At 64.7% G+C, this 21872-nt stretch carries 22 protein-coding genes and 1 pseudogene; 13 read left to right on the forward strand and 10 right to left on the reverse strand.

Features of this window, described 5'->3' with window-relative positions:
* Nucleotides 1–80 precede the first annotated feature (80 nt).
* The 6 genes from ED21_RS09795 to ED21_RS09820 all read right to left on the reverse strand — a co-directional run bounded on the left by ED21_RS09795 (nucleotide 81) and on the right by ED21_RS09820 (nucleotide 5473).
* Nucleotides 81–830 (reverse strand): proteasome-type protease, encoded by a 750-nt coding sequence (locus tag ED21_RS09795; RefSeq protein WP_034922183.1) that lies wholly within the window; start codon nucleotides 828–830, stop codon nucleotides 81–83.
* Between the two features lie 13 nt (nucleotides 831–843).
* Nucleotides 844–1662, reverse strand: coding sequence for a transglutaminase family protein (locus ED21_RS09800; protein WP_006833732.1), 819 nt, complete (start codon nucleotides 1660–1662; stop codon nucleotides 844–846).
* A complete protein-coding gene (locus ED21_RS09805; RefSeq protein ID WP_006833733.1) occupies nucleotides 1662–2606 on the reverse strand; it encodes an alpha-E domain-containing protein in 945 nt (314 codons plus the stop codon). The genes ED21_RS09800 and ED21_RS09805 overlap by 1 nt, the downstream gene beginning before the upstream one ends.
* On the reverse strand, nucleotides 2606–4033 hold the full coding sequence (locus tag ED21_RS09810) for a circularly permuted type 2 ATP-grasp protein (RefSeq protein ID WP_006833734.1): 1428 nt from the start codon (nucleotides 4031–4033) through the stop codon (nucleotides 2606–2608). Before ED21_RS09810 ends, ED21_RS09805 begins: the two co-directional genes overlap by 1 nt.
* Before the next feature lie 61 nt (nucleotides 4034–4094).
* Nucleotides 4095–4847, reverse strand: a complete 753-nt coding sequence (locus ED21_RS09815; RefSeq protein WP_006833735.1) for a triacylglycerol lipase — start codon at nucleotides 4845–4847, stop codon at nucleotides 4095–4097.
* 65 nt (nucleotides 4848–4912) lie between these two features.
* Nucleotides 4913–5473 (reverse strand): DUF3617 family protein, encoded by a 561-nt coding sequence (locus ED21_RS09820; protein WP_006833736.1) that lies wholly within the window; start codon nucleotides 5471–5473, stop codon nucleotides 4913–4915.
* Nucleotides 5474–5569: 96 nt separating this feature from the next.
* On the opposite strand from ED21_RS09820, the gene uvrB reads away from it, so the two are divergent.
* Nucleotides 5570–7765, forward strand: a complete 2196-nt coding sequence (gene uvrB, locus ED21_RS09825) for an excinuclease ABC subunit UvrB (protein WP_006833737.1) — start codon at nucleotides 5570–5572, stop codon at nucleotides 7763–7765.
* Between the two features lie 59 nt (nucleotides 7766–7824).
* Nucleotides 7825–8367: a hypothetical protein gene (locus ED21_RS09830; RefSeq protein ID WP_006833738.1), complete on the forward strand. Its 543-nt coding sequence runs from the start codon at nucleotides 7825–7827 to the stop codon at nucleotides 8365–8367.
* On the opposite strand, the gene ED21_RS09835 is transcribed toward ED21_RS09830, so the two are convergent.
* The gene (locus ED21_RS09835) at nucleotides 8321–10384 is read right to left on the reverse strand and encodes a protein-disulfide reductase DsbD (RefSeq protein WP_006833739.1); all 2064 of its coding nucleotides are present in this window, start codon (nucleotides 10382–10384) and stop codon (nucleotides 8321–8323) included. The two genes, ED21_RS09830 and ED21_RS09835, sit on opposite strands and share 47 nt — an antisense overlap.
* Before the next feature lie 43 nt (nucleotides 10385–10427).
* Between ED21_RS09835 and ED21_RS09840 the strand changes: the two genes are divergently transcribed.
* Complete coding sequence (locus ED21_RS09840; protein ID WP_006833740.1) at nucleotides 10428–11642, forward strand: FAD-dependent monooxygenase; 1215 nt, start codon at nucleotides 10428–10430, stop codon at nucleotides 11640–11642.
* Between the two features lie 3 nt (nucleotides 11643–11645).
* Here the strand turns inward: ED21_RS09840 and ED21_RS09845 are convergent, their stop codons facing one another.
* Genes ED21_RS09845 through hemC form a run of 3 tightly spaced genes read right to left on the reverse strand, consistent with a single transcriptional unit; the run spans nucleotide 11646 to nucleotide 14212 of the window.
* Nucleotides 11646–12542 (reverse strand): hypothetical protein, encoded by an 897-nt coding sequence (locus tag ED21_RS09845; RefSeq protein ID WP_006833741.1) that lies wholly within the window; start codon nucleotides 12540–12542, stop codon nucleotides 11646–11648.
* A gap of 57 nt (nucleotides 12543–12599) precedes the next feature.
* Complete coding sequence (locus ED21_RS09850; protein ID WP_006833742.1) at nucleotides 12600–13283, reverse strand: uroporphyrinogen-III synthase; 684 nt, start codon at nucleotides 13281–13283, stop codon at nucleotides 12600–12602.
* Entirely contained in the window at nucleotides 13283–14212 is a 930-nt protein-coding gene (hemC, locus tag ED21_RS09855) for a hydroxymethylbilane synthase (protein ID WP_083800430.1), read from the reverse strand. The genes ED21_RS09850 and hemC overlap by 1 nt, the downstream gene beginning before the upstream one ends.
* A 44-nt stretch (nucleotides 14213–14256) precedes the next feature.
* Here hemC and tsaD point away from each other — a divergent pair, with 44 nt between their 5' ends.
* From tsaD to ED21_RS09900, 10 genes and pseudogenes are all read left to right on the forward strand, one after another.
* A complete protein-coding gene (tsaD, locus tag ED21_RS09860) occupies nucleotides 14257–15297 on the forward strand; it encodes a tRNA (adenosine(37)-N6)-threonylcarbamoyltransferase complex transferase subunit TsaD (protein ID WP_006833744.1) in 1041 nt (346 codons plus the stop codon).
* Entirely contained in the window at nucleotides 15294–16283 is a 990-nt protein-coding gene (locus tag ED21_RS09865; protein ID WP_006833745.1) for an NAD(P)H-dependent glycerol-3-phosphate dehydrogenase, read from the forward strand. Before tsaD ends, ED21_RS09865 begins: the two co-directional genes overlap by 4 nt.
* A complete protein-coding gene (locus ED21_RS09870; RefSeq protein ID WP_006833746.1) occupies nucleotides 16280–17794 on the forward strand; it encodes a lipopolysaccharide biosynthesis protein in 1515 nt (504 codons plus the stop codon). The genes ED21_RS09865 and ED21_RS09870 overlap by 4 nt, the downstream gene beginning before the upstream one ends.
* A 69-nt stretch (nucleotides 17795–17863) precedes the next feature.
* Nucleotides 17864–18601: an OmpA family protein gene (locus tag ED21_RS09875; RefSeq protein ID WP_006833747.1), complete on the forward strand. Its 738-nt coding sequence runs from the start codon at nucleotides 17864–17866 to the stop codon at nucleotides 18599–18601.
* Nucleotides 18602–18614: 13 nt separating this feature from the next.
* Complete coding sequence (locus ED21_RS15920) at nucleotides 18615–18740, forward strand: hypothetical protein (RefSeq protein ID WP_006833748.1); 126 nt, start codon at nucleotides 18615–18617, stop codon at nucleotides 18738–18740.
* Nucleotides 18737–19204, forward strand: coding sequence for a hypothetical protein (locus ED21_RS09880; protein WP_006833749.1), 468 nt, complete (start codon nucleotides 18737–18739; stop codon nucleotides 19202–19204). The genes ED21_RS15920 and ED21_RS09880 overlap by 4 nt, the downstream gene beginning before the upstream one ends.
* Nucleotides 19205–19270: 66 nt before the next feature.
* Nucleotides 19271–19639 (forward strand): response regulator, encoded by a 369-nt coding sequence (locus ED21_RS09885; protein WP_233995733.1) that lies wholly within the window; start codon nucleotides 19271–19273, stop codon nucleotides 19637–19639.
* 78 nt (nucleotides 19640–19717) lie between these two features.
* A complete protein-coding gene (locus ED21_RS09890; RefSeq protein WP_006833751.1) occupies nucleotides 19718–20104 on the forward strand; it encodes a four-helix bundle copper-binding protein in 387 nt (128 codons plus the stop codon).
* 50 nt (nucleotides 20105–20154) lie between these two features.
* Nucleotides 20155–20451, forward strand: a pseudogene (locus ED21_RS09895) (lasso peptide biosynthesis B2 protein); the annotation flags it as partial.
* Nucleotides 20452–20549: 98 nt separating this feature from the next.
* Nucleotides 20550–21725, forward strand: a complete 1176-nt coding sequence (locus tag ED21_RS09900) for an acyl-CoA dehydrogenase (RefSeq protein WP_006833753.1) — start codon at nucleotides 20550–20552, stop codon at nucleotides 21723–21725.
* Nucleotides 21726–21872: the final 147 nt, after the last annotated feature.

Genomic DNA, 21872 nt, shown 5'->3' on the forward strand with positions numbered 1-21872 from the left:
ACGTATCGTGATATATTTGCCAGATACGAATATGGAATACATCATTTGTTTATATAAAATGATGTAGGGCGATAAAATCGCTAATCGTCGGATCTATAAAAGCTGTAATCCGGCAGAGAATGAAACGCATCCTTTAGCGCATCGCCCCAACCAGCGGAGATTGCGGTAAAATAGGAATCATCATGGCCGATCCTGTGCTGGTGACCAGCCTCGAAGGTGTCGCGTTCGATTACTTGCAAATCCAGCGGCAGGCCGACAGACAGGTTCGCCTTTATCGTGGAATCAAAGCTTACCATCAACAATTTGGCGGCATCTTCCAAACTCATTTTACGATCGTACCCTCGAATAATGATCGGTCGGCCGTATTTGGTTTCGCCTATCTGAAAGAAGGGCGTATCCACACCCGCCTCGATAAAATTGCCTTCTGGGTAGACCATGAAGAGTCGTGGCTCCATCCCCTTAATTTGTCCTGCAACAATGATCGAAGCGGTAAAGCGCCCCCTGCCCTTCACGCCGTTGGCCTCCTGCCGTTCGGAAATGATCCCGCGCATCAGCCGCCCGATCTCGGTGGCGACCTGGAACATGGTCGGCGATTTCAGCAGGATATTGTCGCGCTCGTCAGGCTCCTTGGTGCGCTCTTCGAGCTGACTGATCACCGCCTGCGTGGTGGCAAGATTGCCCGCCGTCATCAGCGTAATGATCCGATCGCCCGGCACCTGCCAGGTGAACATCTTGCGGAAGACGGAGATGTTGTCGACGCCCGAGTTCGTCCTCGTGTCGCTCATCAGCACGAGGCCCTTGTCGAGCACCATTCCCACGCAATATGTCATAGTTTTCTTTCGCTTACTGCTGCACTTGTTGCTGCTGTTCGACTTCAACGTCGACTTCGGTCACCTGCGATGTGTTGCCGAAACTGATGCCGGTGACGGGCGAGGCATCGCGATAATCGCGCCCCGTCGCCACCCGGACATAGCGTTCGTCCGGGCTGATGCCGTTCGAGATATCGAAGCCGACCCATCCCAGTCCTTCGATAAAGGCCTCCGCCCAGGCATGCGTCGCTTCCTGCTCGATCCGGTCGTTCATCATGAGATAGCCCGAAACGTAGCGCGCCGGCACGTCGAGCGCGCGCGCCGCGCCGATGAAGATATGCGCGTGGTCCTGACACACGCCGGACCTCGCTGCATAGCTCTCCTCGGCAGACGTATCTGTTCCGGTTGTCCCGATCTTGTATTCCACGCGGTCGAGCGTGCGGCGCGAGAGTTCGTGCAGCATGTCGAGCCGCTCGCCTTCGAAGCCGCGAAGTTCCTTGACCATCTGCCCCACACCCTTGCCGGGCCGTGTAAGCGTTGTCTGCGCAAGGAAGCTCCAGAGCGGCAAGTGGCCGGCGTGGCGGCCGATGACACCGGCGTGATCATGCGTGTCGACCTTCCCGCGGCAGGTAATCGTCACCTCGCGCGTGCCTGGCTCCACGCCAACAAGCACGGTCGTGTTGTGGTGCTGATCCTCGTAGACCAACTCTTCATATGCATGATCATAAGCCATCGACCATTCGAGGATTTCCTGCCCCTGCGTCTCCTTGGGGGTCAGCCGCAGGCGCTGGAGCGCGTGGACGACCGGATTGTCGAAGCGATAGCGGGTGGTGTGACGGATCGAGAGACGCATCAGCTGAGGAACCTGTAATCGGCCGCAATGGCTTCGCCGATAGCGGCATTGGTGGCGGTGAAATCGATCAGGAACTCGTGCAGCCCCTGCTCGAAAATCTGATCGATATTCATTTCACTAAGCCGCGTATCCGCATCGCGCATCAATGCATTGCTCCTGCCTTCCGTGCCATGAAGCCGGGCGAGCGCGGCAAGGTTTTCGCGTAGCTGAGAATGGCAAAAGGCAAGACTACGTGGAAAACGATTGTCGAGGATCAGGAACTCGCAGATATTGCGTGCGTCAATGTGCCCTGCATTCAGCCAGCGATAGGCACGGTCACCGGATACCGAGCGCAACACAGTATCCCATTGGCCTGTGTCGAGGCTGGACCCGACGTAGGAAAGCGACGGAAGCAGTAAGTAATATTTGATATCAAGAATGCGGGCGATGGCATCGGCGCGCTCGATAAACATTCCCGCTAGCGAAAAGTTATAGCCTTCGTCGCGCAGCATCGATCCATTGAGCGCGCCGCGCGCCATGGTGCCAGCGCGGCGGATCGTTGCGACGGTTTCTATCACCTTGTTTTCGCCCACCGGCTTAGCGAGCTGCTCTTCGATAATCAGCCAGTTCTCGTTGATCGCTTCCCATAACTCGCCGCTGATTGCGTTGCGCGCGAGGCGAGCGTTTTGCCTGACTAACTTGAACATGCAGATGATGCTGGCAGCATTGTCCTTGTCTCGCAGTATGAAGTCCCAGGCCTGCATCCCTGTGTAGGAGGAGTGCTTGGCTTCGTAAGCTTCGCGCTGGCCTGCGGTGGAGATAACCGACCGCCATTCCTCTTCAGCCGTAACCAGATCGCGAGTAAGCGACATGCGCAGCCCTGCGTCAAGCAGGCGCGAGGTATTCTCCGCCCGCTCGAGATAGCGGAACATCCAGAAAAGGCCGTTTGCGGTTCTTCCCAGCATCAGTCTTTGAGCACCCAAGTATCTTTCGTGCCGCCGCCCTGGCTCGAATTTACCACCAGCGACCCCTCCTTCAGCGCCACACGGGTCAGGCCGCCGGGCGTGATGTCGATCTTGTCGGGCGAAACGAGGACGAAGGGGCGCAGGTCCACGTGGCGCGGCGCGAGGCCCTTCTTGGTGAAGACCGGGCAGGTCGACAGCGAAAGCGTAGGCTGCGCGATGTAGTTATCCGGATCCTCGACGATCTTGTGGCGGAACTCCTCGATTTCCTTCTTGGTCGAGGCAGGGCCGACGAGCATGCCGTAGCCGCCCGATCCATGCACTTCCTTCACGACTAGCTCGGCGAGGTTGTCGAGCACGTATTTGAGGCTGTCCTCATCCGCGCAGCGCCATGTTTCTACGTTCGACAGCAGCGGTTTTTCGCCGGTGTAGAACTCGACGATTTCGGGCATGAAGGAATAGATCGCCTTGTCGTCGCACACCCCGGTGCCCGGAGCGTTGGCGATGGTGACGCCGCCGGAACGGTAGACATCCATGATGCCCGGCACGCCCAGCACGCTGTCGCGATTGAAAGTCAGCGGATCGAGGAATTCGTCGTCCACCCGGCGATAGATCACGTCGACCGCCTTGTAGCCGCTGGTCGTGCGCATCGCGACGCGGCCGTCGACCACGCGCAGGTCGCTGCCTTCGACCAGTTCCGCGCCCATCTGGTCGGCAAGGAAGGCGTGTTCGAAATAGGCGGAATTGAAGATGCCTGGCGTCATGACGGCCACTACAGGACGATCGCCTGCGCAATCGGGCGCGCAGGCGACGAGGCTTTTTGCGAGGCGGCGGGGGTAGTCCGACACCTGCTCCACCGGACAGCGCAGGAACAGCTCGGGGAACATCTGCATCATCGTTTCGCGGTTCTCGAGCATGTAGCTCACCCCCGAGGGCGTGCGGGCATTGTCCTCGAGCACGAAGAATTCATCCGGCCCCGTGCGCACGAGGTCGATGCCGACGATATGTGTGTAGACCCCGCCCGGCGGCGTGAAGCCGACCATGTTCGGCAGCCAGGCCTCGTTGTGGCGTAGCAGCCGTTCGGGCAGGCGCCCGGCGCGCACGATCTCCTGGCGGTGGTAGAGATCGTGCATGAAAGCGTTGAGCGCCGACACGCGCTGCTCGATCCCGCGGGTCAGCCGCCGCCATTCGCCAGCATCGATGATGCGCGGCACCATGTCGAAGGGGATGAGGCGTTCCTCGGCCTCGTCCTCGCCATAGACGTTGAAGGTGATGCCGGTCTTGCGGAAGTTGGTCTCGGCCTCGCCGTGCTTGCGGCGCAGGAGCTTCTGGTCCTGGTTGTCGAACCATTTGCAATAGTCGGAATAGGCGGGACGCACCGTGCCGTCGGCACCGCGCATCTCGTTGAAAAACTCGGCGTCGCCGCTCATGGATCCCCTTGAAGTCCGATCCCGCCTGGCAGGACGCCCGCGGTCTTACAGGACTAAAGGTTCAGGCGCGGTCCAGTTCCGAAAGAAGCGCGGACACGCCCTCATTGGAGAGGACGAAGCCCATATGCGTGCAGCGCAGGGCGACGGCGCGGTCGCGCTCGCCCGGCTTGCCGCAAGCGCATTTGGGAGCGACCACGCCATCGCGCGGGCTCCAGAAGGCGACCGTTTCCACGGGGGGCTTTTCCTTCACATCGGTCTCGATTTCGGGCTCGTCGACGCGGTGACCGGCAATCGCCTGATAGGCACGCCAGCCGTTGTTCGCCCGCGGGCTACCCGAAAAGGGCGAGCCCATGGTCACGACCTTGGCGACCTTGTCCGGATGCTTTTTCGCCAATTCGCGAGCCATCACACCTCCGAGGCTCCAGCCGACCAGCACGATCGGCTCGCCCTTGCTTTCAAAAAGAGCGAGGAGGCGTTTTTCGACCTTGGCGAACCGATCGGCAGTGGCGCCGAGATTGTATCCTAGTCCCCACTTCTTCGCTGTGTGTCCGGCCTTCTCCAATTGTCTGGCCATCCAGCGCATGCGGATCGGATGCGCGCCGAAACCGGGCAGCAGCATCACGTGCCTCGGGTGGCGTGCGGTCGTGATCTCCAGCGTAGAAAACCGCCGCTTCAGCGGTTCGAACGGCCAGAGAAATTCGCCTGCAAGCAGGAGCGCGCGGGGTCCGCGCGCGTCATCGGGACAAGGCTCGGCCGCCAGCGCCAGCCGGCGGCCCCATTCGGCCCGTGTTTCCTGAAACGGTAGACTTTCCATCGTGCGGCAATAATGCGCCGCAACGATGGCCGGTTCCTGAATGAAACCTCAGGCACGGCTGTGGTTTACGGTGCCGTCGTGCCCTGCGTGCAGTCGCCCGTGCGGGTCATGCCGACCTTCATGGTGACGGTGCGATCGCCATCGGCGGTCGGTTCCACCACGTTCATGGTCATTTCCGATTCCGTGCCGGTCGAGGTGGTGGTCATGTTGACCTTGGCGTTATTGCCGTTCTCGGCCTTGCAGGTCATCTCGCCCTTCATGCCGTCTTCGCTGGAGGTGAGGGTGTCGATCGTGCAATCGCCGTTCTGAATCGTCTCGGCGACGCCCATCATCCCTTCCTTGGCCTCTTCCTCGCTGAGGCAGCGCGGCGGGGCCATGCCGCTCATGGCGGAGAAGAACTGCTTGGCTTGCGCAACCTCTTCCTCGCTCATGGTCGGGTCGGTCAGCTCGACGATTTCCATGCTCATCGTGTATTCGCCCGGCTCAAGCGGACGGACCTTGGCCATTGCAGCTTCCGCCTCTTCGGCGGAAACCGAGCCGTCGCCATCGGCGTCGACATCTTCACTGCCCGAAGAGCAGGCGGCAAGCGCCAGCGCGGCGCAAGCGGTGGTAACGAAACGAAACATGAAAAATCCCCTGAAAGCGTGGCGTGACGCTAGCACTATCGGCGGTCTTCGCAACACCCGTTGCACCCCTGCCCCATGTTCCCCATATGTGCGCGCATGGCAGAACTCGTTATTCGCAGGGGACTAGAAGAACCGGATACCACCGGCGAATTCGTCCCGCACAAACCGGCACGTCCCGAGAAGTCGATGCCGGGCAAGCAGTTCAAACTCGTCAGCGACTACACGCCCAGCGGCGACCAGCCGACCGCGATTGCCGAACTGACCGCCTCGGCGCGCGAGGACGAACAGACGCAGGTGCTGCTCGGCGTCACCGGTTCGGGCAAGACCTTCACCATGGCCAAGGTGATCGAGGAACTGCAGCGCCCCGCCCTGATCCTCGCGCCGAACAAGATCCTCGCCGCGCAGCTCTTTGGCGAATTCAAGAGCTTCTTCCCGGAAAACGCGGTCGAGTATTTCGTCAGCTATTACGACTACTACCAGCCCGAAGCCTACGTCCCGCGCAGCGATACCTACATCGAGAAGGAAAGCTCGGTGAACGAGGCGATCGACCGGATGCGCCATTCAGCCACGCGTGCGCTGCTGGAGCGGGACGATGTCATCATCGTTGCCTCGGTGTCCTGCCTTTACGGTATCGGTTCGGTGGAAACCTACTCCGCGATGATCTTCGACATCGTGAAGGACAGCACGGTCGACCAGCGCGAACTGATCCGCAAGCTGGTCGCCCTGCAATACAAGCGCAACGATGCGGGTTTCTCGCGCGGCAATTTCCGCGTGCGCGGCGACAGCCTCGAAATCTTCCCCTCGCATTACGAGGATATGGCCTGGCGGATCAGTTTCTTCGGCGACGAGATCGAGGAAATCAGCGAATTCGACCCGCTCACCGGCAAGAAAGGCGCGAGCCTGGACAAGGTGCGCGTCTACGCGAACTCGCACTACGTCACGCCCGGCCCGACGATGAAACAGGCGTCCGAAGCCATCAAGTTCGAGCTGACCGAACGGCTCAAGGAACTGCACGAGGACGGCCGCCTGCTCGAAGCGCAGCGGCTCGAACAGCGCACCAATTTCGACCTCGAGATGATCGCCGCGACCGGCTCCTGCGCCGGGATTGAGAACTACAGCCGCTTCCTCACGGGGCGCTTGCCCGGCGAACCACCGCCGACCCTGTTCGAATATCTGCCCGAAAACGCGCTGCTATTCGTCGATGAAAGCCACCAGACTGTGCCGCAGATCGGCGCGATGGCGAAGGGCGACCACCGCCGCAAGATCACGCTCGCCGAATACGGCTTCCGCCTGCCGTCGTGTATCGACAACCGCCCGCTTCGCTTCAACGAATGGGACGCGATGCGCCCGCAGACCTTCTGCGTTTCGGCCACCCCGGGCACATGGGAGATGGAGCAGACCGGCGGCGTCTTCGCCGAACAGGTCATCCGCCCCACCGGCCTGATCGACCCGCCGGTCGAGATCAAGCCGGTCGAGGACCAGGTCCAGGACTGCATCGAGGAATGCAAGAAGACCGCGAAGATGGGCTACCGCACGCTCGTCACCACGCTGACCAAGCGGATGGCGGAAGACCTTACCGAATTCATGCACGAGGCGGGCGTGAAGGTCCGCTACATGCACTCCGACGTCGAAACGCTCGAGCGTATCGAGCTCATCCGCGACCTGCGCCTGGGCGTCTACGACGTGCTGGTGGGGATTAACCTGCTGCGCGAGGGCCTCGACATTCCCGAATGCGGCCTCGTCTGCATCCTCGATGCCGACAAGGAAGGCTTCCTCCGCAGCGAGACCAGCCTCGTCCAGACCATCGGCCGCGCCGCGCGCAACGTCGAAGGCCGTGTCATCCTCTACGCCGATCGCATCACCGGCAGCATGGAACGCGCTATGGCGGAAACCGACCGTCGCCGTGAAAAGCAGAAGGCTTATAACGAAGAACACGGCATTACGCCCAAGACGATCAAGCGCAACATCGCCGACATCGTCGCGCATACTGCGGCGCAAGACGGAGTTACGGTCGAAACCGGCGACGACGAGCGCAACAACCTCGTCGGCCACAATTTGCGCGCTTACATCGAAGACCTCGAAAAGCGCATGCGCAAGGCCGCAGCCGATCTGGAGTTTGAAGAGGCCGGACGCCTGCGCGACGAAATCCGCCACCTCGAAAACGACGAACTCGGGCTCGGCGACGAAGAGAAGAAAGCGCCCCGCGTCGGCCGCAGCGATGCAGGAAGACCGGGCACGCGCAAGACCCGCTATGGCAAGACGCGCTACAAGCGGATGGACGGAAAGCCCTGACCGGTGAAACGCGCGGTCGCCCTCTTGCGGTGGCCGCGCCGCGTGGCATAGCTGCGCGCATGCTTCGCCCTGCCATTCTCGCCCCCCTGATGATCCTCGCCGCCTGTAAACCGGCAGCTTCGGACGAGTACCTTGCGCGGGACGAGGTCTCGGATGAACGCACGCGGCCGATCGATCCGATTGCCTCGCCCGAGACCGAAGGGGCGACATGGGGGCGCGGGCAATCGGGGCGACTCCTTTATGGCAAACCGGGCGAAACGCCGCTGCTCTCACTCGCCTGCGAAGGCGGGACGATCGCCTATACGCGCTATGTCCGCGCCGATGCGGAGGCCAAGGCGGTCCTCGCGCTTATCGGCAACGGCCATGTCGAACGGCTGTGGATCGACGCCGAAGAAGAGGACGAAGGCGTCTGGCTGTGGCGCGGACGGGTTCCGGCGGACGATCCGCGGCTCGAGGTGCTGACCGGCCCCCGCCAGGTCGAGGCGACGGTTCCGGGCGCCGGTTCGGTCAAGCTCAACCCCAGCCGCGCGCCGGGCGAGTATATCATCGCCTGCGCTAGCGCGATGGCTCCGCCGCAAGATCCACCAGCAGATCCGGCGTAAGCACCTGCGGCAATTGCTGCGCGTCGCCGCCCGGCTGATACCATAGATAGAGCGGCACGCCGGCTGCCCCCTGCCGGGAGAGGAAGGCGGAGATTTCCGGATCGGTCCGCGTCCAGTCGCCGCGCAGGGCAATCACATCCGCTCTCTCGAACGCGGCGCGCGTATCCTCGCGCTCGATCGCCACGCTTTCGTTGACCTTGCATGTGACGCACCAGTCGGCGGTGAACCAGACGAAGACGGGCTTGCCCGAGGTGCGCGCCTCGGCCAGCGCGGCTTCCGAGAAAGGCTGTGGGTCGAGTACGCTCACAATCTCGGAACGTGCTTCGCCAGGCCCTCTCAGAACGAGTGAAGTCGCACCCATGACCGCAACTGCGAGCCATATATAGCCGTCCCTTCGCCTATTTTCTAACGCTCGCGGTGCAGCCGGTAGGAAATGCATCAGTGCGTTTGCAACCGCTAGTGCAGGAACCAAAGCGAGGGCGAGAAAATCCCATCCCCCGACCCTCCAGGCCAGCCACGCCAGCGCGAGTGCGGTGAGGCCCATCGGCAGCGCCATCCAGCGGCGGAAACGCTCCATCCACGGTCCCGGCTTGGGCAGCCGGCGGCGGAAGGCGGGAATGAAGCCGATCAGCAGGAAGGGGAGCGCGAGGCCGACGCCGAGCGCGGTGAAGATTGCGAACCCCTCGACCGGCCGCAGCACCAGCGCCGCGCCGAGCGCTAGCGCCATGAAAGGCCCGGTGCAGGGCGTCGCGACGAAGGCGGCGAGCAGGCCGGTGGCGAAACTGCCCCCCGTGCTCGCCCCGCGCCCCGAAATCGCAAGGCCCGGCACTTCGAACAGGCCGAGGAAGTTGGCCGTGATCGCCAGCGCGAGCATGAGCAGCGCCGCGACCACCAGCGGCTCCTGCAGCTGGAACGCCCAGCCGATCTGCTGCCCGGCCGAACGCAGCAGCAGGATCAACGCGCCCAGCGCCGCGCAGGCCAGCACTACCCCTGCGGTATAAGCCAGCGCATCGCGGCGCGCCGAAATCTCGTCCCCGCCCGCCTTGGCCAGCGCCAGCGCCTTGAGGCTGAGGATCGGGAAAACGCAGGGCATGATATTGAGCAGCAGCCCGCCGGCGAGCGCCGCGATCAGGAGCACCCAGAGCGCCGGCGTATCGACCGGCCCACGCAGGGGCTTCACGCCCTCCAGCGGCACATCGCGCTGTTCGGCCTCGAAGCGCAGGCCCTGCCCCTCGCCCAGCGAAAGAATTCCGGTCACGGTTTCCGGCAGCGGCGATGGGTCGAAGCCGTCCCGCTGTTTCAAAGGCACCTCGGCCACCAGCAGATCGCCTTCGCGCACGAAGGTCTGCACGGCGGCGTAATCGGGCGCGAGGCCGCTGCCCAGATCGCTCGTACCGACGAAGAGATGCAGGTCGCCAAGTTCGAGATCGGCGGGAAGCGGGATCCCTACGCGCAGGCGGTTGCGCTGGATCTCGTAGCCCGCCACGCTGTCGAGCTGCGGCGCGATCTTTGCCTGCCACCGAGTGAAATCGCCGCCCTGTTCCAGCTCCAGCCGCGCGTCCTGCGGCACGCAGATGCGATCGGTGCAGGCGAGATAGGAGACATAGCCGGTTATGGGCGCGATATTGGCCACCGCCGCTTGAAGCGGGACCTCCACCGGCACCAGCACGGCGTATTCGCCTTCGTAGATGTGGTTCATCAGGCCGGAGATCACCAGCCGCTGCGGCACGGGATAGAGCGGTTCGCCCGCCTCCCAGCCTTCCGGCAAGTCGAGCGCGAGGTTCATGCCCTGCCCTGCATCGCCGGGATTGGACCAATAGCCGTGCCATTCAAGGCTCGACGGGTTGAAATGCAGCGCCAGCATCCAGGTCTCACCCGGCACCGGCGGCCCGTCGGCGCGCAGTTCGACGGCGATATTCTCGTCGCCGAAACGCACCTCCTGCGCTGCGAGACTGGCGGGCAGGACGAGGGCCAGCAGCGCCAGCAGCAGGCGCAGCGTCCCCCTAAAGCCGTCCATTCTGCTTGCGTCCGTCACGCCTGCGGCATTAGGGACTGACACCATGACAGACAAGCGCGACCTGCTCATCCTCGGCGGCGGCCTCGTCGGCACCACACTGGCGCTGGCGGCGGCGAAACAGGGGCTTTCGAGCCACCTCGTCGACCGGGCCGACCCGGCAGACCTGACCGCAGAGGGCTTCGACGGGCGCGCTTCGGCGATCTCGACCGCCAGCTGGCGCCTGTTCCGCAACATCGGCCTCGCCGAAATCCTCGAAGAACACGGCTCCCCGATCGAAGCGATTGCGGTCGTCGACCAGATGAAGCCGGGCCGGATCGATTTCCGCCCCGAACCGCATGAAGGCACGCTGGGCCGGATGTTCGCCAACCGCCAGCTGCGCATCGCCCTGTTCGAAGCCGCCGAGAACGAGCCGCTGATCGCCATGCACGCGCCGGTCGAGGTCGCCAGTCGCCACCGCGACGACTTCACCGCCAGCGCCACGCTGGGCGACGGCACGGTGCTGGAAGCCGATCTCCTCGTCGGCGCGGAAGGGCGAGGGTCGCCCACGCGCGAGGAAGAGGGGCTCAAGATGGCGAGTTGGGATTATTCGCACCGCGCGATCATCACCGGGCTCAACCATTCCAGGCCGCATGAAGGCGTGGCGTGGGAGATCTTCTACGAGGACGGCCCCTTCGCGCTCCTCCCCATGCTCGACGGCCCCGATGGCAAGCACCGCAGCGCGCTGGTGTGGACGGTGGACGAGAAGGACGCCGCCGGCGTGCTCAAGCTGTCCGACCGCGCCTTCCTTGCCGAAGTCGAGAAACGCATGGGCGACATTCTTGGCCGCCTCGAACTCAACAGCGGACGGTCCTCCTATCCGCTCAGCTTCCAGCACACCGCGCGGATCGTGGGCGAGCGCATGGCGCTGGTCGGCGACAGCGCCCACGGCATGCACCCGATTGCGGGACAGGGCCTTAACCTTGGCCTGCGCGATGTCGGCGCTTTGGTCGAAGTGCTGGGCGATGCCCGCCGTCTCGGCCTCGACCTCGGCGATGCGCAGGTGCTCGAGCGTTACGAGAAGTGGCGCGCGCTCGATTCCCTCATGGTCATGGGCGCGACCGACACGCTCACCCGCCTGTTCGGGGTGCCGGGTAAGACCGCGAGCGCGGTTCGCCGCTTCGGCATGGCCGGAGTCCAGCGTTCGGGCTGGCTCAAGCGTTTCTTCATGGACGAGGCGCGCGGCGTTTCGGGCGATGTGCCCGAGCTGATGAAGGCCTGAAACCTACTCTTCCGCCGGACTGGGCTGCGAAATCCGGTTGCCCATGCCATCGCGCAGGCGGCGCGGTTCAAGCACGGCAGATGTCTCGATCAGGTTGAGAGCGCGCTGGGTTGCCGCATAACGTTCCGCATCGCGCAGCCAGCCTTGGGCGTTGGCCGCGCCGGGCATTTCGCGCACTTCGGCAATCGCGCTGTCGGTCCGGCCGGAAAGTAGGAACAGCCGCGCGCGTTCGATGCGCATTTCGGGCTGCGGCGAAGGCGCGCTTTCGCGGCGGACGGTGAAAAGCGCGCCCAGTTCCTCCGTAAAACGCTCGAACCCGCCGCGATCGTCGCCCGACTGCAATTGCGGGGCAAGCCCGTCGAGCCGCGCGGTCAACTGGTCGAGCGTGACCGGCTCGCGCGAGAAGGTGAGGATGGTGTTGACCGCGTTGGGCAGCGCGTCGCCGAAACGAAGCCGCAGCTGGTCCGCGAGATAGCCGAGTTCGGCGCCCTTATCGATGGCGCGGCGGATGGCGAAGGCGATGAGAAGGCCCTCGGCGCGCGCGGCGTTGCCAGCGGCAGCCTGCGCCTGCAGGTCAAGGCGCGACAGGCGCTGTTCGGCCGCGGCAAGGCGCTGGTCGATCCCGCCCTGCTGTTCGGCCATCTGTTCGACCGTTTCCGCGTTTGCGGCGCGGGTTGGCCGGGCGCTGGGAGAGGGCACGGGTTCACCCTCGGCGACGGTCTGGGCCAGGGTCGCCTGTTCGCCCTCATTCGGCGCAGCGTCGACCGCTTCGTCCTGGTTCATCCGCCATGTAACGTAACCGACCAGTGCGCCGCCAAGGGCGAAGGAGCCCGCGACCGCGAGCAGCATCGGCCGCATGGAGCGGCTGCGCGTGCGCCGGTTGCTCGTAAACTCGTCCATTCCACTCCAATCCGCGACCCGTTCGCGGCTGTCATTACGCCGCGATATTCCCCGCGGTCAGCCTTGGCACAAAGCCTGCGCCAAGGCCAGTAGCTCGGCATCGCGCGGCGCGTGCGCGGTGTGGACAGCTTCCCAGCCCCCACCCGCCATTTCGGCGATACGCGGACCGAGGGCGGCCACGGTAAGGGTTGTCCGGTCTATCCCGAGCCGTTCGCACTCTTCGATCAGGCGCAGCGCCGCCTCACCCGAATGGAGCAGGGCTACCCCGCCCTCTTCGCGCATCTCCTTGCTGACCGAAGGCGAAATGTCGCGCGGACGCATGCGGTAGACGACGCGCGTCTCCATCCCGATGCCCACGGGCGGCGAGAGCTCCACCATTTTCTCCCCCGCCAGCCGCAGGAAATCGAGTTCGCGCCCCGCCACCTCATCAAGCACCTGCTGGAGGCCGCCCTTCCCGGTGAGCGTGACGAGAAAGCCCTTCTCGCGCGCGGCCTCCGCCGTGGCCTCGCCGACAGCGTAGACCGGCAGGCCTTCGAGCTTGTCCAACAGCTTCCCGCCTTCGCGAAAGGCGTTGGAACTGCCGACCAAGAGCGCGTCCATGCCCTCGAGATCGGGGAGCGTCCACTCGACCGGTTCGACCTCGAAAAGCGCGCAGCCTAGCGCTTCTAGCCCGAGCGCCCCGGCGGTTTCCAGCGTTACGCCAAGACCGGGCTCGGGGCGAAAGACGAACAGCTTGCGCATCAGGAAAAGCTGCCGAAATGCGTTTTCACATGGTCGGGTGCCTCGCCCAGCAGTTCATGGGCCAGTTGGCGCGGTGCAGCGAGGTCGCCGGGCTCGAAACGGGCTTCGCGAGCGATGCGGATCGCGCCGTCCGGGCTGTAAATCGCAGCGGTCATGCGCAGCGCGTCGCCTTCGCGCCGGGTCAGCGCAGCGATGGGGCTATGACAGGTTCCTCCCAGCCCTTCGAGCAGCGCTCGTTCGGCAAACACTTCCTCGCGGCTGTGCGCGTGGTCTATCGCGGCGAGGACTTCCTGCGCGCGCTCGTCCGAGGCGCGGCACTCGATCCCGATGGCGGCCTGCGCCGGGGCGGGAAGCCAGTCTTCGGGTTCGAGCCGCACGCCGACACTCTTCTCGCCTAGCCGGACAAGCCCCGCTGCGGCCAAGAAGGTCGCGTCCGCCTCGCCCGCCTGCAGCTTGGCCATTCGCGTTGCGACATTGCCGCGGATGCCGACCACTTCCAGATCGGGGCGCGCGTAAAGCAATTGCGCCGCCCGTCTGGGCGCGCTGGTGCCGACCTTGGCACCTTGCGGGATCGCTTCCAGCGAAGTCGCGCCGAGCAGCACGTCGGCCTTGTCCTCGCGAGGGAGGATGGCGGCGATGGCGATTCCGTCCGGGCGGATCGTCTCGACATCCTTCATTGAATGGACGGCGGCATCGATCCGGCCTTCCGCCAGCCAGATATCGAGTTCGCGGGTCCACAGCGCCTTGCCGCCGATATCGGCAAGCGGGCGGTCCTGCACCTTGTCGCCGCTGGCAATGACGGGGACCAGTTCGACCCGCGCCTCGTCCCAGCTATGGGCTGCGCACAGCCGCGCGCGTGTTTCGTGGGCCTGCGCCATGGCGAGCGGGGAGCGGCGGGTTCCGAGGCGGAAAGGAGCGTTATCAGGCATGCGATTGCTTGCCCTAACGAGCGAGACCGCTAAGGGGAAGCGCAATGACACTCGTACTGGGCATAGAGAGTTCCTGCGACGAAACCGCCGCCGCGCTTGTCGACGGCGAGCGGCGCATCGTGGCGCAGCGGATCGCCTCGCAGGATGCCGAGCACGCGCCCTTCGGCGGTGTCGTGCCCGAGATCGCCGCGCGCGCCCATGCCGAGCGGCTCGCCCCGATGATCGAAGGCGTGCTGGCCGATGCGAATGTCGCTCTGGGCGATCTCGATGCGATTGCCGCCACCGCGGGTCCGGGCCTCATCGGCGGGGTCATGGTCGGGCTGGTGAGCGCCAAGGCGCTGGCCATGGCGAGCGATGTGCCGCTGATTGCGGTGAATCATCTCGAAGGCCATGCGCTGAGCCCGCGGCTTGCCGACGCGTCTCTCGATTTTCCCTATGCACTGCTGCTCGTATCGGGTGGCCATTGCCAGATCCTGCGGGTCGATGGGGTCGGGCAGTACCGCCGCCTCGCGACTACCATCGACGATGCGCTGGGCGAAGCTTTCGACAAGACCGCCAAGATCCTGGGCCTCGGCTTCCCCGGCGGCCCTGCGGTGGAGCGCGTGGCGAAGGAGGGAGATGCCAAAGCGGTCCCCCTGCCCCGCCCCATGGTCGGCAGCGGCGAGCCGCATTTCAGCTTCGCCGGTCTCAAGAGCGCGGTCCTGCGCGCGCATGAGTGCGGCCGATACAGGTCCGAAGACATCGCCGCGAGCTTCCAGCAGGCGGCCATCGACTGCGTCACCGACCGCCTGCGGATCGCGCTGGTCCAGATGCAGGATTGCAAGACGCTGGTGGTGGCCGGCGGGGTCGCCGCCAACGCCTCGGTACGCGCCGCGCTCGAAGGGGTGGCCGAAGCCCACGCGATGCGCTTCACCGCACCGCCGCCCAAGCTGTGCACGGATAACGCCGCGATGATTGCGTGGGCGGGGATCGAGCGGCTGGCGCTTCCCGGTTTCACCCCCGACCCGCTCGACATTTCCGCGCGGCCCCGCTGGCCGCTCGACCCGACAGCAGAACCCGTTCGCGGGGCAGGAGTCAAGGCATGACGATCGGCGTGCTTGGCGCTGGCGCGTGGGGAACCGCGCTGGCGCAAATGGTCGCGAGCGACGGCAGCGATGTGCTGTTGTGGGCGCGCGAAGCCGAACTGGTGGACGAGATCAACCGCGATCACACCAATTCCGCCTACCTTCCCGGCGCACCGCTTTCCCCCACGATCCGCGCGACCGATGCTCTGGCGGACATGGCCGACCTCGATGTCATGCTGGTGGTCACGCCCGCCCAGCACATGGGCCAGGTCCTTGCGGACATGCCGAAACACCCGCGCGATCTCATCCTGTGTTCCAAGGGGATCGAGGCCGGATCGGGCCGCCTGATGAACGGCGTTGCGAGCGATGTCGCGCCCGATAGCGACATCGCCGTCCTCTCCGGTCCAACCTTTGCGCATGAAGTCGTCGCCGGTCTTCCCGCCGCGGCGACGCTGGCCTGTGGCGGCGGCGAGGCACAGTGGGACAGGATCGCCCCCCAAATCGCGCGCCCGACCTTCCGGCCCTATTATTCGGACGACGTCACCGGCGCCGAGATCGGAGGCGCAGTCAAGAACGTGTTGGCCATTGCTTGCGGCGTGGTCGACGGGCTTGCGCTGGGCCAGAACGCCCGCGCGGCGCTTATCGCGCGCGGCTATGCCGAGATGCTGCGCTTCGGCGAGGCCAAGGGCGCCAAGCCCGAAACGCTCACCGGCCTCTGCGGCCTTGGCGATCTGGTGCTGACATGTTCCTCCACCTCCAGCCGCAATTTTTCGCTCGGCAAGGCACTGGGCGAAGGCCAAAGCGCCGAGGCGCTGATGGCCGACCGCCGGACCGTGGCCGAAGGCGCGCACACCGCGCCGGTGCTGGTGGAACTGGCCGCGCGCCACGGCATGGCCATGCCCATCGTCACGGCGGTTTATGACCTGCTGAAGGGCGACGACCCGCGCGAAGTCGTGCAGGGCATCCTGGCGCGTCCGCTCAAGGCCGAACAGGAAAGCCTGGGATGAGTGCCGAGACCAGCGACGAGGACCTCTCCGCCCTCGCCAAGGGCGGAAAGCAGAATGTGCTCGGCTTCCTGCTGAGGCTGCTGGCGCGCATCCCCTTCCTGTTCATTGCAGGCCGTCTCTACGGGGTCGACGCGGTGGGCCGCTTCGCTTCGGCGCTGGTCGTGGTCGAACTGGTCGCGCTGATGTGCTCGATGGGAGAGAAACGGGGCCTCGCGCAGCGCCTTTCCGAAGGCGAAGAGCAGCACCCCGCCAACCTCGTCTATGACGGCGTGCTGCTGGCGCTCCTGTTCTCGGCCATCGCCGCCGCCTTCTTCTGGCTGGTGCCCGCCCCGCTCTTCCCCTCGGGCGAATACACCGAGCTCGACCGGCTGATCGTTCTTGCGATACCCGGCTATGCGCTGACCGAGATCGTGCTCGCCGCGCAGGCCTACAAATACGATATCGCCACCACCGTGCGCGCGCGGGCGGTGGTCGAACCGTGGACGATCTCGATCATGGCGGGGGTCTATTTCTTCGTGCCCGCGCTGTCGCAATCGGGCCTTGCGATGGCCTATCTCACCTCGATCTACGCCGGTCTCGCCGTGGGGCTGTGGGCTTTCTTCCGCAGCTACGGCCGTCCGGTGGGATGGCGCCCCAGCCCGCGCTACATGGGCCGGATCACGCTGCGCGCGCTGCCGCTGGCGACCGCCGATGCGATCGAATGGGGCACGCGCCGCGTCGACATCTTCATCCTCGGCCTGTTCGCCGCCCCCGCCGCGGTCGGCGTCTATTACATGGCGCAGCAGCTCGCGAGCCTGCCGCAAAAGCTCAAGACGAGCTTCGAGCCGATCCTCGGACCGGTCATCACCAAGAACCTGAAGACGAGGAACTACGCCGCCATCGCCAAACAGGTGTGCCAGGTGGGCTTCTGGATCATCGCCGCACAGGCCGGGATCGCGCTGGCGCTGGGCGTGCCGGGCGAAGCGATCATGGGCCTCTTCGGTCCCGAATATGTCGGTGGCACCGGCGCGCTTGCCTTCCTGCTGACCGCCGAAGTGGTGGCGGCGACGGCGGTCGTCTCGGAGGCGGTGCTGATCTATGTCGCGCGCGTCCGGAACCTGTGGATCTCGATTGCGACCATCGCGCTGCAGGCGGTGCTCACCATCGTCTTCATCCAGCTGATGGTCGCGCAGGGCTATGGCGAGCCGTTCAAGGCCGCCGCCGCGGCCATGGCGCTGATGATCGCGCTGGGCATCGCGAGTCTCGTCAAGGCCATGCTGCTCTCGCGCATCCTCGGGCACAGTATCAACAACTGGCGCTGGGCGCTGGTTTATGCGGTGGCGCCGGCGGTGCTGGTGGGTTGGCTGGCGACCTTCCTGCCCGAATGGGCCGAACTGGCGGTGGGTGTGCCCGCCATCCTCGCCACCTATGGCTTCGTGATCTGGAAGCGCGGCTTCGGCCCCGAAGACCGCGTCCTGTTCAAGCGCGACAAGAAGGCGGCCAAAACGCAAGGGGCGAGCGATGCGGAGTGACCTGAATGTCCGAAGCTGTGGAACAAGCGGCTTTGCATGCAGAGAGCCTCGCGGCTAGGACCCCAAACGATGAGAAAGCGTGCCTACATACCCCTGGGGGCTCTCTTGGTGATCGCGATCGGATCGGTCTCGAACTGGTCGGGCCGCGCGGACCGCATGGCCGAACGCCTGTCCGCCGACGCCGGTGCCGCCCTTGCCGCTGAGGGTCTCGGCCAGGTCAAAGCGCAATTCGCGAACCGCTATGGCGCGCCTTCGCGCCATCCCGTCCTCTCGGGCGGTGAGCGGCTCGACGACGTCCGGCGCACCCGCGCGGCGCAGATAGTGAGCTCCGTGCGCGGCGTGGGCGGCGTCAGCTGGGTTGACGGGAGCGTCAGTGCACGAAGCGGAGAACGTGCTTTCGAACCACTCCATTGTCAGGAAGACGTCGATGGCCTGCTGCGGACGCGTACGATCCGGTTTCAGGAAGCAAGTGCCGCCCTGCTACCGGCCAGCCGCATCTTGCTAGACGAAGTGGCTGCAGCGCTCGAACCCTGTTCTGGAGCGATCATCGCGATCACCGGACACACCAACAAATCGGGGAGCGAGGCGGCCAATCTCGCGCTCAGCATGGACCGCGCCCGCGTGGTCCGCGAGGCGCTGGTCCGTCGCGGCATCCCGCGCAGCAGCCTGCGCGCACGCGGTATGGGATCGAGCGAACCCGCCGAACGGCTGAAGCCCGAAGACCCGGCCAACCGCCGGATCGAATTCTCCGTTATCCGCCTCGAACCGCTAACCCCCACCCCCGTCGACATGCCCGGGCCGAGATAGGGAAAGGGACGAAATGCCTATCTGGTTCGAAGTCATCGCTCTAATGCTGGTCGCCTATCTGATCGGCCTGACCATCGGCTGGGCGCTGTGGGGGCGCGCTGCGCCGGTAGAAATCGAAGATACGAAGGACGAAACATGAGCGAACTTCTCGCCGAAAACTGGATCCTGCTCGCGATCGCGCTGGTCGTCGGCCTGCTGGTCGCCTGGCTGCTGTTCCGGACCACTCGCCGCACCCGCGTGACCGGCACGAAGAAGGATGTCCTCGACGAAGGTGCGGAACGCGCGCAGCGCAATTCCGCTCTGGTCGATGCGCCGCCCGCCGCCACGAGCGATGCGCCCGAGCTGAAAGTGTCCGACGGCAACGGCGACGACCTCACCCGCATCAAGGGCGTCGGCCCGAAGCTTGCAGCGACGCTCGAGAGCCTCGGCGTCACCAGCTTTGCCCAGATCGCTGCCTGGGACGATGCCGAAATCGACCGTATCGACAGCCAGCTCGGCCGCTTCGAAGGCCGTATCCGCCGCGACGACTGGACCGGCCAGGCGCGGCTTCTGGCAGCCGGCGACAGGGCCGGGTTCCAGAGCAAATACGGCGCCGGCGCATAAGTCAGGAACCTTCCGCGTTCCGACCCATTAGGAACAATTGGGTCCGATCGAACGAGGAGAGTCCGGGTGGGACAACAGCAACCCTTGCGAGTGCTTGTCGCCGAAGACGAGATGATCGTCGGCTACGATCTGTGCGACACCGTTTCCGAGGCCGGATATCTGGTCGAAGGACCCTATAACGACCTGTCGAGCGCCATGCTCGCCTACCAGAAGACGAAACCCGACATTGCCATTCTCGATGTCCAGCTGGACGATGGCATCGTCTATCCGCTGGCCGAGCAGATGATGGCCGAGAATGTGGAGGTCATTTTCCACTCTGGGCAACTCAGCCCCCAGGAAGTTGCGACGCGGTTTCCGCGGGCCCAGGCGCTTTCCAAGCCCTGCCCCCCGGCCGATGTCATCCACTCGGTCCACCGCGCCGCTGCCCACCACTGAACGCTATCCGGACGCCGACCGGAACGCTCGGTCGTCCCTGACCATTCCTTGGCCACAAACCCAAGGAAAGGAAACCGAATGTCCCTGCAGGAAATGATCCACGCCCATCCGCAGGTGCAGGACGAGACCGAAGAGCTCGTCCTCGCCGCGCGCCATGCCATGCTGTGCTCCCTGTTCTGCACCAGCTGTGCCGATGCCTGCGTGGCCGAGGACATGGACATGGCGCAATGCATCCGCAACTGCCTCGATTGCGCCGATGTCTGCGCCGCCACCGCGCGCCTCGCCACCCGCCGTACAGCGCAGAATATCGATGTCCTGCGCCGCCAGCTCGAAACCTGCATCAAGGCGTGCGAAACCTGCGCCGCCGAATGCGAGGGCCATGACAATCCGCACTGCCAGCTTTGCGCCAAGATGTGCCGCGAATGCGCGGAGGACTGCCGCAAGGCCCTTCCGCTCGTTGAGTGAGGCAATCGATACGGGGCGTGATATGATATGATCCGCCCCGCAATGTCCAGGCTGCAAGCCACGACACCCCGAGCGGTCTGGCAACTGTGCGCCGCGTGCGCCTCGCCATGATGCGCGCGCTGAACACCGTTCCGGCGTCGACCAACTGCCTGCCGCAGGCGCTGGCCGCCCGTTGGATGCTCGGCCGGCGCGGAATAGAGGCGAGCCTGTATATCGGCACACAGCGCGACGAGTCCGGCCTTCCGCGCGTCCACGCCTGGCGCAAAGTTGGCGAAGAGTGGGTGACGGGTCTATGCGACGAGGAGCGCTACTCATTGCTCGTTCCGAGCGAGGGCGAACCGGTCTGAGCCCGGAGGCTCGCCGGACCTTGCGCAGCCTGCGTCACTCTGCCATCGGCGGCGCATAAAGTTACACAGGAGACCCCATGGCTGGCCCGAATAGTGGGATGGTGCCGTTCGACTGGCAGGACCCTTTCAATCTCGACGAACAGCTGACCGAGGAAGAGCGGATGATCCGCGACGCCGCGCACGGCTTTGCGCAAGGCGAACTCCAGCCGCGTGTGATCGAGGGCTTTTCCAAGGAACTCGACGCGCCCGAACTCTTCCCGCTGATGGGTGAAGCCGGCCTGCTCGGCGCGACGGTCCCGGAAGAATATGGCGGCGCGGGCGCAACCTATGTCGCTTACGGCCTAATCGCGCGCGAGATCGAGCGCGTCGACAGCGGCTATCGCTCCATGGCCAGCGTACAGTCCAGCCTCGTGATGTACCCGATCCACGCCTATGGTTCGGAAGAACAGAAGCAGAAGTATCTGCCCGGCCTCGCCAGCGGCCAGCTGATCGGCTGTTTCGGCCTGACCGAACCCGATGCAGGCTCCGACCCTGCCGGCATGAAAACCACCGCCAAGAAGGTCGACGGCGGCTATGTCCTCAACGGTTCGAAGACCTGGATTTCCAACTCGCCCTTCGCCGACGTTTTCGTTGTCTGGGCGAAAAGCGAAGAACATGGCGGCGGCATTCGCGGCTTCGTGCTCGAAAAGGGCATGAAGGGCCTCTCGGCCCCCAAGATCGAAGGCAAGATCTCGCTGCGCGCCAGCACCACCGGCATGATCGTGATGGACGAGGTCGAAGTGGACGAGGACGCGCTGCTGCCCGAGGTGCAGGGCCTCAAGGGTCCCTTCGGCTGTCTCAACCGCGCACGTTACGGCATCAGCTGGGGCGCGCTGGGAGCGGCGGAATTCTGCATGCACGCCGCGCGCCAGTATGGCCTCGACCGCCAGCAGTTCGGCGTGCCGCTGGCTTCCAAGCAGCTTTACCAACTCAAGCTCGCCGACATGATGACCGAGATTTCGCTCGGCCTGCAGGGTTCGCTTCGTGTCGGCCGCCTGATGGACGAAGGCAGGTTCTCGCCCGACATGATTTCCATCGTGAAGCGCAACAATGTCGGCAAGGCGCTCGATATCGCCCGCAAGGCGCGCGACATGCACGGCGGCAACGGCATTTCGGAAGAATACCAGGTCATCCGCCACATGGTGAACCTCGAGACGGTCAACACCTACGAAGGCACGCACGATGTCCACGCGCTGATCCTTGGCCGCGCCATTACGGGGATCGCCGCATTCTGATGCCCTTTCCTACAAATCGGATATGGAGCATCAGGGCCGGATGAGCACGCACAATCCCGCCAAAACCCTTGAGATTGGCCGGATTGGTGCGCCCGGAGCCTTTTTGCGCAGGACCGTGTTCCATGTGTTCCAAGCTGTAGGAGAAAC

Origin of the sequence: Erythrobacter sp. SD-21, assembly GCF_000181515.1 — a bacterium.
Lineage (GTDB): Bacteria > Pseudomonadota > Alphaproteobacteria > Sphingomonadales > Sphingomonadaceae > Qipengyuania.

Bases quoted from the DNA above. Each gene is read 5' to 3' on its own strand.
- ED21_RS09795 (WP_034922183.1), bottom strand. From the start codon at position 830: ATGACATATTGCGTGGGAATGGTGCTCGACAAGGGCCTCGTGCTGATG.
- ED21_RS09800 (WP_006833732.1), bottom strand. From the start codon at position 1,662: ATGCGTCTCTCGATCCGTCACACCACCCGCTATCGCTTCGACAATCCG.
- ED21_RS09805 (WP_006833733.1), bottom strand. From the start codon at position 2,606: ATGCTGGGAAGAACCGCAAACGGCCTTTTCTGGATGTTCCGCTATCTC.
- ED21_RS09810 (WP_006833734.1), bottom strand. From the start codon at position 4,033: ATGAGCGGCGACGCCGAGTTTTTCAACGAGATGCGCGGTGCCGACGGC.
- ED21_RS09815 (WP_006833735.1), bottom strand. From the start codon at position 4,847: ATGGAAAGTCTACCGTTTCAGGAAACACGGGCCGAATGGGGCCGCCGG.
- ED21_RS09820 (WP_006833736.1), bottom strand. From the start codon at position 5,473: ATGTTTCGTTTCGTTACCACCGCTTGCGCCGCGCTGGCGCTTGCCGCC.
- uvrB (WP_006833737.1), top strand. From the start codon at position 5,570: ATGGCAGAACTCGTTATTCGCAGGGGACTAGAAGAACCGGATACCACC.
- ED21_RS09830 (WP_006833738.1), top strand. From the start codon at position 7,825: ATGCTTCGCCCTGCCATTCTCGCCCCCCTGATGATCCTCGCCGCCTGT.
- ED21_RS09835 (WP_006833739.1), bottom strand. From the start codon at position 10,384: ATGGACGGCTTTAGGGGGACGCTGCGCCTGCTGCTGGCGCTGCTGGCC.
- ED21_RS09840 (WP_006833740.1), top strand. From the start codon at position 10,428: ATGACAGACAAGCGCGACCTGCTCATCCTCGGCGGCGGCCTCGTCGGC.
- ED21_RS09845 (WP_006833741.1), bottom strand. From the start codon at position 12,542: ATGGACGAGTTTACGAGCAACCGGCGCACGCGCAGCCGCTCCATGCGG.
- ED21_RS09850 (WP_006833742.1), bottom strand. From the start codon at position 13,283: ATGCGCAAGCTGTTCGTCTTTCGCCCCGAGCCCGGTCTTGGCGTAACG.
- hemC (WP_083800430.1), bottom strand. From the start codon at position 14,212: ATGCCTGATAACGCTCCTTTCCGCCTCGGAACCCGCCGCTCCCCGCTC.
- tsaD (WP_006833744.1), top strand. From the start codon at position 14,257: ATGACACTCGTACTGGGCATAGAGAGTTCCTGCGACGAAACCGCCGCC.
- ED21_RS09865 (WP_006833745.1), top strand. From the start codon at position 15,294: ATGACGATCGGCGTGCTTGGCGCTGGCGCGTGGGGAACCGCGCTGGCG.
- ED21_RS09870 (WP_006833746.1), top strand. From the start codon at position 16,280: ATGAGTGCCGAGACCAGCGACGAGGACCTCTCCGCCCTCGCCAAGGGC.
- ED21_RS09875 (WP_006833747.1), top strand. From the start codon at position 17,864: ATGAGAAAGCGTGCCTACATACCCCTGGGGGCTCTCTTGGTGATCGCG.
- ED21_RS15920 (WP_006833748.1), top strand. From the start codon at position 18,615: ATGCCTATCTGGTTCGAAGTCATCGCTCTAATGCTGGTCGCCTATCTG.
- ED21_RS09880 (WP_006833749.1), top strand. From the start codon at position 18,737: ATGAGCGAACTTCTCGCCGAAAACTGGATCCTGCTCGCGATCGCGCTG.
- ED21_RS09890 (WP_006833751.1), top strand. From the start codon at position 19,718: ATGTCCCTGCAGGAAATGATCCACGCCCATCCGCAGGTGCAGGACGAG.
- ED21_RS09900 (WP_006833753.1), top strand. From the start codon at position 20,550: ATGGTGCCGTTCGACTGGCAGGACCCTTTCAATCTCGACGAACAGCTG.